Here is a 14,451-nt window from a genome sequence, read left to right as displayed (position 1 = left end):
CCGGGCAAAAAAACGCACATATAAAAATATAACCCTCTGTAAACTACAGGGCATGGTGAGCGGCTTCGCTATGCCCAAAATCTGGAGACAGATTGCGATGGATATTCCAGTTATTGCTACCAAAACCGGGCGTCGCCGCTACCTGACGCTGATGATGATTTTTATTACCGTGGTGATTTGTTATGTCGACCGCGCCAACCTGGCCGTTGCGTCGGCCCATATTCAGGAAGAATTTGGTATTACCAAGGCAGAAATGGGCTACGTCTTCTCGGCCTTTGCCTGGCTCTATACGCTGTGCCAGATCCCCGGCGGCTGGTTCCTTGACCGGGTCGGCTCACGTCTGACCTACTTTATCGCCATTTTCGGCTGGTCCGTCGCCACGCTGTTCCAGGGCTTTGCGACCGGGCTGATGTCGCTGATTGGCCTGCGCGCCATCACCGGGATTTTCGAAGCCCCGGCGTTCCCGACCAACAACCGCATGGTGACCAGCTGGTTCCCGGAGCATGAACGTGCGTCTGCCGTTGGGTTCTACACCTCCGGGCAGTTTGTCGGCCTGGCGTTTCTCACGCCGCTGCTGATCTGGATCCAGGAGCTGCTGAGCTGGCATTGGGTGTTTATTGTCACCGGCGGTATCGGGATTATCTGGTCACTGATCTGGTTCAAGGTGTACCAGCCGCCTCGCCTGACCAAAAGCATCACCAAAGCCGAGCTGGACTACATCCGCGACGGCGGCGGTCTGGTGGATGGCGATGCGCCTGTGAAAAAAGAGGCGCGTCAGTCCCTGACCAAAGCGGACTGGAAGCTGGTGTTCCACCGTAAGCTGGTGGGCGTGTATCTGGGCCAGTTTGCCGTCACCTCAACGCTGTGGTTCTTCCTGACCTGGTTCCCGAACTATCTTACGCAGGAAAAGGGCATCACCGCACTGAAGGCGGGCTTTATGACCACCGTGCCGTTCCTCGCGGCCTTCTTCGGTGTGCTGCTCTCCGGCTGGCTGGCCGACAGGCTGGTGAAAAAGGGCTTCTCGCTGGGCGTGGCGCGTAAAACGCCGATCATCTGCGGGCTGCTGATCTCCACCTGCATCATGGGCGCGAACTACACCAACGATCCGGTGTGGATAATGACCCTGATGGCCATCGCCTTCTTCGGCAACGGTTTTGCCTCCATCACCTGGTCTCTGGTCTCCTCGCTGGCACCGATGCGCCTGATCGGCCTCACGGGCGGCGTCTTCAACTTCGTTGGCGGTCTGGGGGGGATCACCGTACCTCTGGTGATCGGCTATCTGGCGCAGGATTACGGTTTTGGTCCGGCGCTGGTTTACATCTCCGCCGTGGCGTTGATCGGCGCGCTTTCTTACATCCTGCTGGTGGGCGATGTGAAACGTGTAGGCTAATTCCCGCTGATGTTTTACCCTGATGCGATAACTGCGCATCAGGGTATCTCCATGAAACAAATCACCTTCGCTTCCCGCCATCACCAGCTCACCAATATCAACACCTGGACGCCCGACAGCCAGTGGCTGGCCTTTGACGTGCGCCCGTCCGGCGCGTCGTTCACCGGCGAAACCATTGAGCGGGTCAACGTCATGACGGGGGAGGTTGAGGTGATTTATCGCGCTACGAACGGCGCGCACGTCGGCGTGGTGACCGTTCATCCTGCACAAGACAAATACGTCTTTATCCACGGCCCGCAACGCCCGGATGCCGACTGGCAGTATGACTTTCACCATCGTCAGGGGGTGGTGGCCTGCAACGGTGCGGTCGAAAACCTTGATGCCATGGATATCACTCCGCCCTATACCGCAGGCGCGCTGCGCGGCGGCAGCCATGTGCATGTCTTTAGCCCGAACGGGCAGTTGGTCAGCTTTACCTATAACGACCACGTCATGCATGAGCACGACCCGAAGCGGGACTTACGCAACGTCGGCGTCGCGTCGCCGTTTGGCCCGGTAACCCCGCGGGGCAACCATCCACGTAACTATGCTGGCGCCTTCTGGAGCGTGCTGGTCAGCCGCACCACGCCAACGCCGCAGCCCGGCAGCGATGAGATCAACCGCGCCTATGAAGAGGGCTGGGTTGGCAACGACAGGCTGGCCTTTATTGGCGATACGCTGTCCGTCACGGGTGAGAAAGTGCCCGAACTGTTCGTTATCGATCTGCCCAACGATGAACAAGGGTGGAAACGTGCTGGCGAGGTGCCTTTGCAGGGCACGCCGGAAACCCTGCCTGCACCGCCAGCGGGCGTGGCACAGCGTCGTTTAACCTTTACGCATCAGAACGCCTATCCGGGGCTGGTCAACGTGCCGCGTCAGTGGGTGCGCAGCAATCCGCAGGGCACGCAGATTGCCTTTTTGATGCGCGACGACAACGGCATTGTGCAGCTGTGGCTTATCTCGCCGGAAGGCGGTGAACCGCGCCAGCTAACGCACCATGAAAGCGGCATTCAATCGGCTTTTAACTGGCATCCGTCGGGGGAAAAACTGGGCTATGTGCTGGAGAACCGCATAGCGTGCTGCGATGCGCAAACCGGAGCGGTGACGTTTCTGACGTCCGATCATGGCAACCCGCCATCAGCGGATGCTGTCGTGTTTTCCCCGGACGGTCACTGGATAGCCTGGATGGAAGAAACGAACGGTTTCCATCAGCTTTGGGTAACGGAAACCTGATTACGATTACTGTACGGACAGGCTGGCGGGCGGGATAACGGCGTTGGTGGCCAGGTTTTCCTTCTCGCTTTTTTCAACGCGTGAACGCACGGAGCTGTCGGTGCGGAACAGATCCCACGGCAGCAGGAGCGTGTCCGCCACGGCCGTGAAAGGCATATCCAGAATGGCCAGGGATTTGGTGCCCCAGTTGGTATCGTCATCCGAGATCATCGCTGCGCTGGCGCGCGTTCCCGGGTATGTTCCTTCTTTACCGCCGGTGTGAGACATCACGCTCGAACACCCGCAAAGTAAAACAATCCCGCTGAACGTCGTCAGCTTAATCAGAACATTTTTCATCATCACTCAGTCATTGTTAATGGCATTGCATGAGCCTGTAACTCAGGGTTATAGCGGGCCTTGATCAAAATGAATAGCCCGACAACCCGGCTCTGTGGCGGCTATCGCAATTTAACCCTTAGTGCTGTTGTCCCAGTCTATGCGACATCCAGCAAAGTGCAAAAAAATCTCGTCTGCATACGCTTGAAAAGCCCGTATCCAGACCCATTTTAAGAATGTAACCCGATAACGAACACGCCTGAGGGGTGTTCGGGGGCACAGAAGCCTGTCCATGGTGGAAGGCTACATCTCTCGCTGATTTCAGGAGTTTTAATTTATGCGTAACTTCGATCTTTCTCCGCTATACCGTTCTGCTATTGGTTTTGACCGCCTGTTCAACCATTTAGAAAATAACCAAAGCCAGAGCAACGGCTATCCTCCCTACAACGTTGAGCTGGTCGATGAAAACCACTACCGCATTGCCATTGCCGTCGCCGGTTTCGCAGAAAGCGAGCTGGAGATCACCGCGCAGGACAACCTGCTGGTAGTGAAAGGCTCCCATACGGCAGAGCAGAAAGAACGTACCTACCTTTACCAGGGCATCGCCGAGCGCAACTTTGAACGCAAGTTCCAGTTGGCCGAGAACATTCACGTTAAAGGCGCGAACCTGGTCAACGGACTGCTGTTTATCGAACTGGAACGTGTGATTCCGGAAGAGAAAAAACCGCGCCGGATCGAAATTAACTAATCACGCGGGTCGCGGCTGCGGCCCACTCAGAATTGCTTGCCGAACCGGGAGCATAGGCGAATCCATCAGGATTTGCAGGAACAACTGCGCACAAAATTAGACTGTGCCGAACTCGCTTCTCAGAAGGAGATTTAGTATGCGTAACTACGATTTATCCCCCCTGCTGCGTCAGTGGATTGGTTTTGACAAACTGGCGAATGCCCTGCAAAGCACCACCGAGCAACAGACTTTTCCGCCGTACAACATCGAAAAAAGCGATGACAACCACTATCGCATCACGCTGGCGTTAGCCGGGTTCCGTCAGGAAGACCTGGACATCCAGCTCGAAGGTACGCGTCTGACCGTAAAAGGCACGCCGGAAAAACAAGAAACCGGGACCAAATGGCTGCATCAGGGGCTTGTCACTCAGCCGTTTAGCCTGAGCTTTACCCTGGCAGACCATATGGAAGTTTCTGGCGCGACGTTCACTAACGGGCTGCTGAATATCGACCTCACCCGTAACGTGCCGGAAGCCATTGCGCCTCAGCGCATCGCCATTAGCGCGCGCCCGGCGTTGAACAGCTAACAGTGTGCGGGCTGATGCCCTCACCCCGACCCTCACCCACAGGGAGAGGGTGCAAAGATAACGCCCTGCCCCGGCAGGGCTTTTTTGTGCGCCATCGCCCATACAATCGCCCCCGGCTCTAAGAGAATCCCTGAAATAACTAAGGTTATGCACAGGATGTGGATCATGAGTGATATCGCGTTGACGGTTAGCGTGTTGGCCCTGGTCGCGGTGGTGGGACTGTGGATAGGCAATATTAAAATTCGCGGCGTCGGCTTTGGCATCGGCGGGGTGCTGTTCGGCGGGATTTTTATCGGCCACTTTGCCGACCAGTTTGGGCTGGCGCTGAGCGCCGACATGCTGCATTTTATCCAGGAATTCGGCCTGATCCTCTTCGTTTACACCATTGGTATCCAGGTGGGGCCGGGCTTTTTCGCCTCTCTTCGCGTCTCGGGCCTGCGGCTCAACCTGTTCGCTTTCGGCATTGTGGTGATGGGTGGGCTGGTTACCGCCGTGCTGCATAAACTTTTCGCGATCCCGCTTCCCGTGGTGCTCGGTATTTTCTCCGGGGCAGTGACCAACACGCCCGCGCTCGGGGCAGGCCAGCAAATCCTGCGCGACCTGGGGATCTCTTCGGATGTCGTCGATCAGATGGGGATGAGCTACGCCATGGCCTATCCGTTTGGCATTTGCGGCATTCTGCTCTCAATGTGGCTGGTGCGGGTGCTGTTCCGCGTTAACGTTGAGCAGGAAGCGAAGGACCATGAAACCACCCTGACCAACGGCCATGCGCCGATCAAAACCATCAATATCCGCGTTGAAAACCCCAATCTGAACAATATGGCGATTCAGGATGTGCCCATTCTGAACAGTGCCACCATCATCTGCTCGCGCCTGAAACGTGACGACATGCTGATGGTTCCCTCGCCCGGCACGCTTATTCAGCACGGCGATCTGCTGCACCTGGTTGGTCAGCCCGGGGATCTCAACAACGCCCGGCTGGTGATTGGTCAGGAGGTGGAAACCTCACTTTCTACCCGGGGTACCGATCTGCGCGTCGAGCGCGTGGTGGTCACAAACGAGAAGGTATTGGGCAAGAAAATTCGCGATTTGCAGGTAAAAGAACGCTATGACGTGGTGATCTCGCGTCTGAACCGCGCAGGCGTCGAGCTGGTTGCCAGCCAGGACGCCAGCCTGCAGTTTGGCGATATCCTCAATCTGGTCGGGCGGCCCGCGTCGATTGATGCCGTGGCGGATATGGTGGGCAACGCCCAGCAAAAACTCCAGCAGGTGCAGATGCTGCCGGTGTTCATCGGCATCGGGCTTGGTGTACTGCTCGGCTCTGTCCCCATGTATGTACCGGGTTTTCCGGTGGCCCTGAAGCTCGGGCTGGCCGGCGGGCCGCTGATTATGGCGCTGATCCTCGGGCGTATCGGCTGCATCGGCAAGCTGTACTGGTTTATGCCGCCGAGCGCCAACCTGGCGCTGCGCGAGCTGGGCATTGTGCTGTTCCTCGCGGTGGTCGGGCTGAAATCTGGCGGAGATTTTGTTGATACCCTGCTTCAGGGCGAAGGCGTCAGCTGGATCGGTTACGGCATCTTTATCACTGCGATCCCGCTGATAACGGTCGGGATACTGGCGCGAATGTTCGCCAAAATGAACTATCTCACGCTCTGCGGTATGCTCGCAGGATCGATGACGGACCCACCCGCGCTGGCCTTCGCCAATAACCTCCACGCCACCAGCGGCGCGGCCGCGCTGTCGTACGCCACGGTCTATCCGCTGGTGATGTTCCTGCGAATCATTACTCCGCAACTCCTGGCGGTGCTGTTCTGGGGGATAGGCTAACAACGGTGCCAGCATTAGGCTATGCTGAAGCCTGCCTTATGCACCACAAGGAACCGCCATGAAAATCTCCCGCCTCGGCGAAGCGCCGGACTACCGCTTCTCTCTGGCTAACGAGCGCACCTATTTAGCGTGGATCCGCACCGCGCTGGGCTTTCTGGCTGCGGGCGTCGGCCTCGACCAGCTGGCTCCCGATTTTGCTACCCCATTGATCCGCGAAGTGCTGGCGCTGCTGCTGTGTCTGTTTGCGGGCGTGCTGGCGATTTACGGTTATCTGCGCTGGCTGCGTAACGAAAAGGCGATGCGCCTGAAGCAGGATCTGCCCTATACGCGTGGGCTGCTGATCATCAGCGCGGTGTTGCTGGCAGTGGCCGGTGTGGTGATGGGGCTGGTGTTCTATGGCGGATAGCCGCAAAGCGCGTCGCGAAGCCGACCCCGGCCTTCAGCCCGAGCGTACGTCGCTGGCCTGGCTGCGCACGCTGCTGGGGTATGGTGCGCTGATCGCCCTGGCGATTAAGCACAACTGGCATCGCACCGGGGTGCCTTTCTGGATCTCCATCGTGGTACTGGCGCTGGTGGCGGTGATTTTATGGCGCTACACCCGCAGCCGAAACCTGATGGATGTGGCGCAGGACGACGTTGCGCAACCGAAGGCGGTGCGGGATAAGTTCCTGATCGCCCTGGCCGTGCTGTCACTGTCACTGCTGTTTGCGGTAACCCACATTCAACAAATTTTGCACCTGTAGGCCGGGTAAGGCGTAGCCGCCACCCGACATAATTACTCCCCTTTAGCCAGATACCTCGCCATCTCCTCTTCCGGCACCATGCCGCCGCCGGTCGCCCACACCAGGTGGGTAACGCTGGCATCGGCTTTGAACCGTAGCGGTCCGGCCATACCCGCCAGCGCGGACGGCTCCAGGCGAATGTCCTCTTCCTGTGCCAGCCAGCCGAGCATGTTGTACATACTTTGATCCGAGAGGGTATAGAATCCGTCGAGCAGGCGCTCCATGGCGCGGCCCACGAAGCCGGACGCGCGACCCACCGCGAGACCATCCGCCGCCGTGACGTTGTCTATCCCCAAATCCTGCACGGCGATCCCATCGTGCAGGCCGGTGTAGACGCCCAGCAGCATGCACGGCGAGTGGGTCGGCTCGGCGAAGAAGCAGTGGACGTTATCACCAAAGGCCAGCTTAAGGCCAAACGCCACGCCGCCAGGACCCCCGCCGACGCCGCATGGCAGATAAACGTGCAGAGGATGTTGCGCATCCACCACGCGGCCCTGCGCGGCAAACTGCGCTTTCAGCCGCCCGCCAGCCACCGCGTAGCCGAGAAACAGCGTGCGGGAGTTTTCATCGTCGATAAAGAAACAGTTCGGGTCACGCTCCGCCGCCTTACGCCCTTGCTCCACCGCCACGCCGTAATCCTGCTCATATTCAACGACGATCGCACCGTGGCTGCGCAGCCTGGCTTTTTTCCACTCGCGGGCGTCGGCAGACATATGTACTGTCACCCTGAAGCCAAGACGTGCGCTCATGATGCCGATGGACATCCCCAGGTTGCCGGTTGACCCCACGGCGATGCTGTACTGACTGAAGAAGTCTTTAAAGCGCGGCTCCAGCAGGATGCTGTAATCATCGTCAACGCTCAGTAGCCCGGCGTTCAGCGCCAGCGTTTCGGCATGGGCCAGCACTTCATAGATACCGCCGCGCGCCTTGATGGAGCCGGAAATGGGCAGATGGCTGTCTTTTTTCAGCAGCAGCGTGCCGGGGATCGCCGCGCCAGCCTCTTTCTCCAGCCGCGTTTGCATCGCCGGAATGGCGACCAGCTCCGATTCAATCAGCCCGTGGGTAGCCGCCGTTTCTGGAAACGCTTTCGCCAGGTAAGGCGCAAAACGTTGCAGGCGCGCGTGGGCGTCATTCACATCGTCTTCGGTTAGCCCGACATAGGGCAGCCCCTCGGCAAGCGTGGTGGTACGCGGGTTGAGCCAGGTCGTTTCTTTCAGGGCAATCAGATCCTCAATCAGAGGAAACTGTGCCTTTAAGGTAGGGAGGTTGTTCATCGTCGTCTCTTTCCATTCGGCCATGTTCATCATTGGACAAAAAAAGGGGCATACTGACAAATGATATAAATTGCGTTTCAGGTGAGCCAGATTGAACCAAACAGGAAAGGGAGGGGCGATGGAGGGAGATAAGCCGCAGCTAAACGGCTGGCAGCTGTCAAAAATGTACACCTTTGAAGTCGCGGCGCGACATGCATCCTTCGCGCTGGCAGCGGCGGAGCTGTCGCTTAGCCCCAGCGCGGTGAGCCACCGTATCAATTTGCTGGAAGAGGAGTTGGGGATCCGGCTGTTTGTCCGCTCTCACCGTAAGGTTGAGCTTACGCAGGAGGGGAAGCGTCTTTACGGGACGCTCAAATCGTCGCTCGATACCCTGAACCAGGAGATTCAGGATATCAAAAACCAGGCGCTGACCGGCACCCTGACCGTCTACTCACGGCCATCCCTCGCTCAGTGCTGGCTGGTGCCCCTGCTCGGCGATTTTACGCGCCGCTATCCTGCGATTTCACTCACCCTTCTGACCGGCAACGACGACATCGATATGCAGCGAACCGGCGTCGATCTGGCGCTCTATTTCGACGATTCGCCGCCAAAACACCTTGCGCACACGTTCCTGATGGATGAAGACATTTTACCCGTTTGCTCACTGGAGTATGCCCGCGAGCACGCGTTATTCGGCCAGCCCGAGAATCTCGCCCGCTGCACGCTCCTGCACGACCGTCAGGCCTGGAGTCAGGATTCCGGCACGGATGAATGGCAACTCTGGGCGCAGCGTTTTGCCGTGAACGCGCTGCCTTCATCGGGCATGGGCTTTGATCGTTCAGATTTAGCCATCACCGCTGCGTTAAACCATGCGGGGGTGGCGATGGGGCGAAAAAGGCTGGTTGAAAAACGCCTCGCGCGCGGAGAACTGGTTGCCCCTTTTGGTGATAAGACCTTGCCGTGCCAGCAGCACTACTACATTGCCACGCTGCCTGAACGGCATTGGCCGAAAATTGACGCGTTTATCGGCTGGCTAAAAGCGCAGGCAGGATAAAGAATTATTACGTTTTGAGGCTACACCAAATGTGAAAAAGCGTGCTAAATACAGGTTATTGCTTTCGATTTCTCGCAAGGTAAACCGTGTTAAAGCTTGTTATTGCCACTGCGCTTGTGATCGCTTCCGGCCTGGCCTGTGCCGCTGAGCCGCCGCTGACGGCTGCCCGCTATGCGCAAGAGCTTGGCGTGGGTATCGACGTGGACTGGGCGCGCACCGAGCGTGGCATCCGCGAGTTCGACCCGCTGGTCGTCCGCGATTTTCACGCGAAAGGGATCCGCCATGTGCGTATTCGCGTGGCGGATGAGCCGACGGAAGCTCGGCTGATCCACCTGCGTAAGCTGGTGGAAGCCTGCGAGCAATACGGCGTGATTCCGGTTATCGCCTATCAGGCTGATGAATATAAAAACGACCCGAAAGCCGATAACGAGAAAGAGGTGATCAACTGGTGGATTGCCGTGGCGCACTATTTTGGCCAACGCTCGCCCATGCTGGGATTTGACCTCATTTACGAACCTGCCGATAAGCTCAACCACAATCTTGCTTCGTTGAACCGCGTGTATGAAAAAACCATCAAAGCGATCCACGACATTGACCCGCAGCGCATGATCTTCATTGCGCCGCGCCTGCGCGCTGCGCCGGAAGATTTATCCAGCCTGAAGCTGCCGCCCCGCAGTCAAAATTACCTGCTGGCGGAGTGGCACATCTTTCCGTGGGGACCGCTGAAAAATAACGGTAAATACCCGTGGACGTCAGGGACTGCGGCGGAGAAAGCGGCTATCCACAACCGCATCGCGACGGCGCTGCGCTGGCAGCAAAAAACCGGGCATGTGAGCTGGGTGGGCGGCTGGGGAGTCGGGGAATCGAACCGGTTTACCCCAACGGCGTCGCAAATGGCTTTCGCGACCTTCATGGCCTGCGAACTGCAAAAAGCAAAAATTCCGTATGCGGTTAACGCCGATTTTCAGTTCTACGACGGCGAGGAGGGGGCATGGCGACCCGCGCCTGAGCCGTTGCTGCAGGTGATGATCGCCCCGGTCTGTGACAAGCCCGGCGAGAAGCCGGGCCATCGTGCGGTTAAACCGGCTGCTCGTGATGCGGGACGCGCGACGCCAGCGGCAGCCAGCACAGCAAAATCAGTAGCCCCATCAGGGTCATCAGCAAGCCCAGACTAGACTGGCCGGTTTGCGGCATCATGGCTGAAAGCCAGGCCAGCGCGCCGGAACCGATGTTCTGCAAACCGCCTACCAGTGCGCCTGCCGTCCCGGCAAGGAACGGAAACGGCTCCATCGCGCCGCTGGTGGCGAGCGGGAACAGCATTCCCGCACCGAAGAAGAACAGCGCCGCCGGGATCAGCAGCGTCCAGACCGTCATTACGCCAAACAGCCCCGGGATCCACATCATCAGGCCCGCCAGCAGGCAGCTGATCACCGATTGCCACATCAGCGTGGAGAAACGCTTGTTGGGACGACCTGCAAACCACGCACCGAAAAACGCCGCCGGGATTGGCAGAATAAACAGAATACTCACCACCATACTGCTGAGGCCAAGCCCTGCGCCCAGCAGCACGCCGGAACAGGCTTCGAACACCGCAATTCCCGCCAGGCCGCCGATCAGCATCAGCAGATAACAGGTAAACGCCCCGTTGCCGAATAGCGTCTTATAGCTGGTGAGAAGCTTCGTGCGCGGCGCATCCACCGGGCGCGTTTCCGGCATCCAGCGCGCCATGCTGAAGGTGACAATCACGCACAGCACCAGCAGGAAGGCGTAGCAGGCGCGCCAGGACCACAGGGTGTCCAGCAGGCCGCCAATCAGCGGTGCCATCAGCGGGCTGACCAGAATGCCCATATTTAACAGGCTATTGGCGTGGCGCAGCTGGGTGCCCTGGTACATGTCACGCGGCAGGGTTCGCGCCATCACGCCCCCGACGCCGGTCCCCACGCCCTGCAGGGCGCTGGCGGCTATCAGTACCGTCAGGCTGGAAGTGCTAATGGCAATCACCGTCGCCACCATGAAAATGCTCATGCCCACCAGAATCACCGGGCGACGCCCGACGCGGTCTGACAGCGGTCCGTAGAAGAGCTGAGAGACGCCGTAGGTCAGCAGGTACGCCGCCATCACGCTCTGCACCGCGCCCTCGCGGACACTGAGTTCCTTCGCCATGTCGGCAATCGCCGGAATGTAGATGGTTTGCGCCATCTGACCGACGGCCACCAGTAACACCAGCATCAACAATAAGTTAACGTTCCTTTGTTTTTTCATGTCGCTGAATACTTTTGCCAAAAGAGAGAAATGAAGAATAAGTGACTACGCATTCCCATAAATGCGCGAGGAATCTACCACAGTCAGATGACAAATTAAGCATTGCCGTGATGAATGGATGGAAGCAAAAAGGCAGGATTTGTAAACAAGAACGGCAACTAATGTTGCCAGCGCTTTACGCCAGACGCAGCAGAATGGCGCCGCCTGCGATCCCCACCGCTGCGGCAATACGCACACCGGCAACCTTCTCTTTTAAAAGCAGAAACGCCAGCAGCGCGCCAAAGAGAATCGAGGTTTCACGCAGCGCGGCCACCACCGCCAGCGGAGCCTGCGTCATCGCCCACAGTGCCAGACCGTAAGAGCCCATCGTGCCGACACCGCCGAGCAGGCCTTTTTTCCAGTGCAGACTCAGGTAGCGGGTCGCCTCCCGACGGCGCGCCACCATCGCCCAGCCAAGCAGGCAGAAGCCGTTCATGAAGAACGTCCAGAGGGTATAGCCGAGCGCGGTGTCTGACAGCCGCACCCCGGTGCCGTCAACCAGCGTATACCCGGCGATAAAGCAGGCGTTGAACAATGCCAGCCAGACGCCTTTACGCGACTGCATCCTGCCGTTCATCGCCATTGCCAGGATTGACAGGCATATAACGCCGATCCCGCTCCACGCCAGCCACGAAAGGCTATCGCCGAGCACCAGCACGCTGACCAGCGCCACCAGCAGCGGCGCGGTGCCGCGCATCAGCGGGTAGGTCTGGCTCATATCAGACACCTGATAGGTTTTTGCCACCAGCACGGTGTACACCACCTGCAGCGCGCAGGAGACAACCAAAAACGGCCAGCTTGCGGCGGACGGCTGAGGAGAGAACGGCAGCAGGACCAGCGCGATAAGCGTTGCTGAGCCGCTCACGCTGATCGCGGAGTAGAGCTTGTCCGCTCCGGCTTTAACGATGGCGTTCCAGCTGGCATGCAGCAGCGCGGCGAACAACAGAATGCAGAATACGGTGATGGTCATGGCGCGTCAGGCGGTGAATTGTCATCCAACTGTAACATTCACCGCACGATGCTACCAGCCAGCTACACGGCGCAAAAAAGCCGATGCGTGACCCGCGGTTCGTCCGCCACCAGCGTGAACCCAACCCGATGATAGAACCCGTAAGCCGCTTCCGGCGCATGGGTATTGAGAAAATCAAACCAGATGCTGGCATCGGCCATCACCACGGTTAACAGTTGTTTGCCGATGCCCAGCCCGCGGCACTTCTCGCTGACGTAAAGATGACGAATACGCCCGGCACGCGGCTGCTGGCTAAAAGGATCGCGGTTTAACCCGCACACGCCCACCAGCCTGCCGTTGAGGAAGGCTCCCAGCAGTTTTTCGCCCGGCGCATTAAAACGATTCTCACCGCGCTGCCAGTTCTCTTCCAGCCTGCGCAGCATGTTGAAGTGTAAGGCGATGCTCTCAGCCTTGAGCGCGATGTATCCCGGCTCTTCTGGCGTAACAGGCTCAATTAACAGACGCGACATAGCATTCCCTCGTTATTAAAGAGGGGCGGTTTCCCGCCCCTCTTAGGTGCGACTTGAACCTGAATCACCGAAGGTATTTCAGGACAGCATCAAGCAGTTGCAGAACAGCAACAATGAGTTTGAGGATGAGTACAACCATATCCACGACGCTCATACGCGTCTCCTTTTGGTCAAAAGGAGCACGATGCTGGCGTACCTTTCCGCCGCCTGTTGCCAGCACCTGGATTGACGTAACACAGTGTGCTCACTTCAGGGGGTTAAGGCACTGACGGCACCACCCGTTTCAGCCAGGACGTCGTTGCGCCGGTAGAACTGCGGCCCCCTCGCTCACTGCGAACACACTCAGTATAGATAAATACTGTATGTATGAACAGTATTTTATGGACAAAAATCAGAAGGCGGTCCATACTCAAAAACGTCAAAATCCGTGCCATAAATTGCGCGTTCGTCTTCGATCGCGTATACTTTTGCCGTTGACGTAACACAGTGTGTTCTGCGGAAACCAACCGCAAAACCCTGATAAAAACCTCGCTTAGGCGGGGTTTTTTGTTTTCTGATATCGCGAAAAAAGAATGTCTGTTGACTCTTTGGCAATGCATGCTATTGTTGCCATAATGGCAACGGAAGCGGCAGGCATGCACAATGCATTTAATCTCAATGAAGGCTATTTTTGATGCGGTAACTCTCTTTCCGCAGCATAAGCAAGAACTCCTTTTTCTGGGGAGAATCATTGAAAAGAGCAATTGTCCCACGCCTGATGCACTTAAAAAGCTGTTTCCGACGCTCGACAACTTTAAGTATCTGGATAAACATTATGTCCTTGATATCGCTAACAACAATCTCAGAGTAGTGGCTCTCATTTTCTTTGAAAGCCAAAAGTTTTATGTGCGCCATGTTTTTACTCATAAGGAATATGACCGTTTTACGGAGAAACATCGCACTAAGGGGAAGAAATGATGATCGTCGCTGATGCAATGAAAGCCACGCACGCCCTTGTTGCGGCTGTTCCTCTACTGGGTGAACATCCGAATGAGCAGGATTACAACGATGCGCTTGAGCTGGTTGAGTATCTGCTTATGAATGAGCCTGGCAGCCCGTTGCTCGATATCGTATGCGCAAGAATTCGCCATTATGAAGCCAATCAGCCTGAAATCGTCGCATTACGTCAGGAGATGGAATCTGTTCCCGTGGGTATCGCCGTCCTAAGAACCCTGATGGATCAGTACAAGCTTACCTTGTCTGATTTTCAGGATGAAATTGGCAGTAAATCAATGGTTTCACGGGTGCTTAACGGCCAACGTCAGCTGACGCTGACCCACATTAAAAAGCTGGCAGCCCGATTTGGCGTGTCACCTGCGCTGTTTATTGAGTAAGACTAAAAATGCCGATCGTCTGTTTTCACCACGCACCAAACGAAACGTGATCCCTGACGCATTTTTGTGCGGTTGAACATTTTTCCATTGTC

17 protein-coding genes and 1 other annotated feature are annotated in these 14,451 nt (G+C 57.3%); of the genes, 11 read left to right on the top strand and 6 right to left on the bottom strand.

The window, feature by feature from the left end; genetic code table 11:
* Window positions 1-52: 52 nt before the first annotated feature.
* A complete protein-coding gene (locus I6L58_RS12585) occupies window positions 53-1,390 on the top strand; it encodes an MFS transporter (RefSeq protein ID WP_176399441.1) in 1,338 nt (445 codons plus the stop codon).
* Between the two features lie 51 nt (window positions 1,391-1,441).
* Entirely contained in the window at window positions 1,442-2,662 is a 1,221-nt protein-coding gene (locus I6L58_RS12580) for a DUF3748 domain-containing protein (protein WP_217060232.1), read from the top strand.
* A gap of 6 nt (window positions 2,663-2,668) precedes the next feature.
* Here the strand turns inward: I6L58_RS12580 and I6L58_RS12575 are convergent, their stop codons facing one another.
* A complete protein-coding gene (locus I6L58_RS12575; RefSeq protein WP_006177604.1) occupies window positions 2,669-3,001 on the bottom strand; it encodes a YceK/YidQ family lipoprotein in 333 nt (110 codons plus the stop codon).
* Between the two features lie 247 nt (window positions 3,002-3,248).
* Window positions 3,249-3,321, top strand: a sequence feature (ROSE (Repression Of Heat Shock gene Expression) occurs in the 5'-region of heat shock genes and acts as an RNA thermometer to modulate expression.).
* Between I6L58_RS12575 and ibpA the strand changes: the two genes are divergently transcribed.
* The 5 genes from ibpA (at window position 3,315) to I6L58_RS12550 (ending at window position 6,860) form a co-directional block, all read left to right on the top strand.
* Window positions 3,315-3,725, top strand: coding sequence for a small heat shock chaperone IbpA (gene ibpA / locus I6L58_RS12570; protein ID WP_006177605.1), 411 nt, complete (start codon window positions 3,315-3,317; stop codon window positions 3,723-3,725). It overlaps the preceding feature by 7 nt.
* A 136-nt stretch (window positions 3,726-3,861) precedes the next feature.
* Window positions 3,862-4,290 carry a small heat shock chaperone IbpB gene (gene ibpB, locus I6L58_RS12565; protein ID WP_058609910.1) on the top strand — a complete coding sequence of 143 codons (429 nt, stop codon included), beginning with the start codon at window positions 3,862-3,864 and terminating at the stop codon, window positions 4,288-4,290.
* Between the two features lie 165 nt (window positions 4,291-4,455).
* The gene (locus I6L58_RS12560; protein WP_042321261.1) at window positions 4,456-6,117 is read left to right on the top strand and encodes a putative transporter; all 1,662 of its coding nucleotides are present in this window, start codon (window positions 4,456-4,458) and stop codon (window positions 6,115-6,117) included.
* Window positions 6,118-6,175: 58 nt separating this feature from the next.
* On the top strand, window positions 6,176-6,523 hold the full coding sequence (locus tag I6L58_RS12555; RefSeq protein WP_006177608.1) for a YidH family protein: 348 nt from the start codon (window positions 6,176-6,178) through the stop codon (window positions 6,521-6,523).
* Entirely contained in the window at window positions 6,513-6,860 is a 348-nt protein-coding gene (locus I6L58_RS12550; RefSeq protein ID WP_006177610.1) for a DUF202 domain-containing protein, read from the top strand. Before I6L58_RS12555 ends, I6L58_RS12550 begins: the two co-directional genes overlap by 11 nt.
* 32 nt (window positions 6,861-6,892) lie before the next feature.
* On the opposite strand, the gene dsdA is transcribed toward I6L58_RS12550, so the two are convergent.
* A complete protein-coding gene (dsdA, locus tag I6L58_RS12545) occupies window positions 6,893-8,206 on the bottom strand; it encodes a D-serine ammonia-lyase (RefSeq protein ID WP_273968244.1) in 1,314 nt (437 codons plus the stop codon).
* A gap of 85 nt (window positions 8,207-8,291) precedes the next feature.
* On the opposite strand from dsdA, the gene dsdC reads away from it, so the two are divergent.
* Both dsdC and I6L58_RS12535 read left to right on the top strand, forming a co-directional pair.
* Entirely contained in the window at window positions 8,292-9,206 is a 915-nt protein-coding gene (gene dsdC / locus I6L58_RS12540; protein ID WP_058609913.1) for a DNA-binding transcriptional regulator DsdC, read from the top strand.
* 86 nt (window positions 9,207-9,292) lie between these two features.
* Window positions 9,293-10,381, top strand: coding sequence for a glycoside hydrolase family 5 protein (locus I6L58_RS12535; protein WP_088208939.1), 1,089 nt, complete (start codon window positions 9,293-9,295; stop codon window positions 10,379-10,381).
* Here I6L58_RS12535 and emrD read toward each other — a convergent pair.
* From emrD to tisB, 4 genes are all read right to left on the bottom strand, one after another.
* Window positions 10,284-11,468, bottom strand: coding sequence for a multidrug efflux MFS transporter EmrD (gene emrD, locus I6L58_RS12530; protein ID WP_088209051.1), 1,185 nt, complete (start codon window positions 11,466-11,468; stop codon window positions 10,284-10,286). The two genes, I6L58_RS12535 and emrD, sit on opposite strands and share 98 nt — an antisense overlap.
* A gap of 175 nt (window positions 11,469-11,643) precedes the next feature.
* Window positions 11,644-12,477: an EamA family transporter gene (locus I6L58_RS12525; RefSeq protein WP_088208940.1), complete on the bottom strand. Its 834-nt coding sequence runs from the start codon at window positions 12,475-12,477 to the stop codon at window positions 11,644-11,646.
* A gap of 62 nt (window positions 12,478-12,539) precedes the next feature.
* Entirely contained in the window at window positions 12,540-12,986 is a 447-nt protein-coding gene (locus I6L58_RS12520; protein ID WP_006177617.1) for a GNAT family N-acetyltransferase, read from the bottom strand.
* 64 nt (window positions 12,987-13,050) lie between these two features.
* Window positions 13,051-13,140, bottom strand: a complete 90-nt coding sequence (tisB, locus tag I6L58_RS12515; RefSeq protein WP_071599731.1) for a type I toxin-antitoxin system toxin TisB — start codon at window positions 13,138-13,140, stop codon at window positions 13,051-13,053.
* A 488-nt stretch (window positions 13,141-13,628) separates the two neighbouring features.
* Between tisB and I6L58_RS12510 the strand changes: the two genes are divergently transcribed.
* Both I6L58_RS12510 and I6L58_RS12505 read left to right on the top strand, forming a co-directional pair.
* A complete protein-coding gene (locus tag I6L58_RS12510; RefSeq protein WP_058609917.1) occupies window positions 13,629-13,943 on the top strand; it encodes a type II toxin-antitoxin system HigB family toxin in 315 nt (104 codons plus the stop codon).
* Window positions 13,940-14,359 carry a helix-turn-helix domain-containing protein gene (locus I6L58_RS12505; RefSeq protein ID WP_140418816.1) on the top strand — a complete coding sequence of 140 codons (420 nt, stop codon included), beginning with the start codon at window positions 13,940-13,942 and terminating at the stop codon, window positions 14,357-14,359. The genes I6L58_RS12510 and I6L58_RS12505 overlap by 4 nt, the downstream gene beginning before the upstream one ends.
* Window positions 14,360-14,451: the final 92 nt, after the last annotated feature.

This window comes from Enterobacter cancerogenus (assembly GCF_019047785.1).
In the GTDB taxonomy this organism is placed as follows: domain Bacteria; phylum Pseudomonadota; class Gammaproteobacteria; order Enterobacterales; family Enterobacteriaceae; genus Enterobacter; species Enterobacter cancerogenus.
This window is presented reverse-complemented; position numbering and strand designations above follow the sequence as displayed.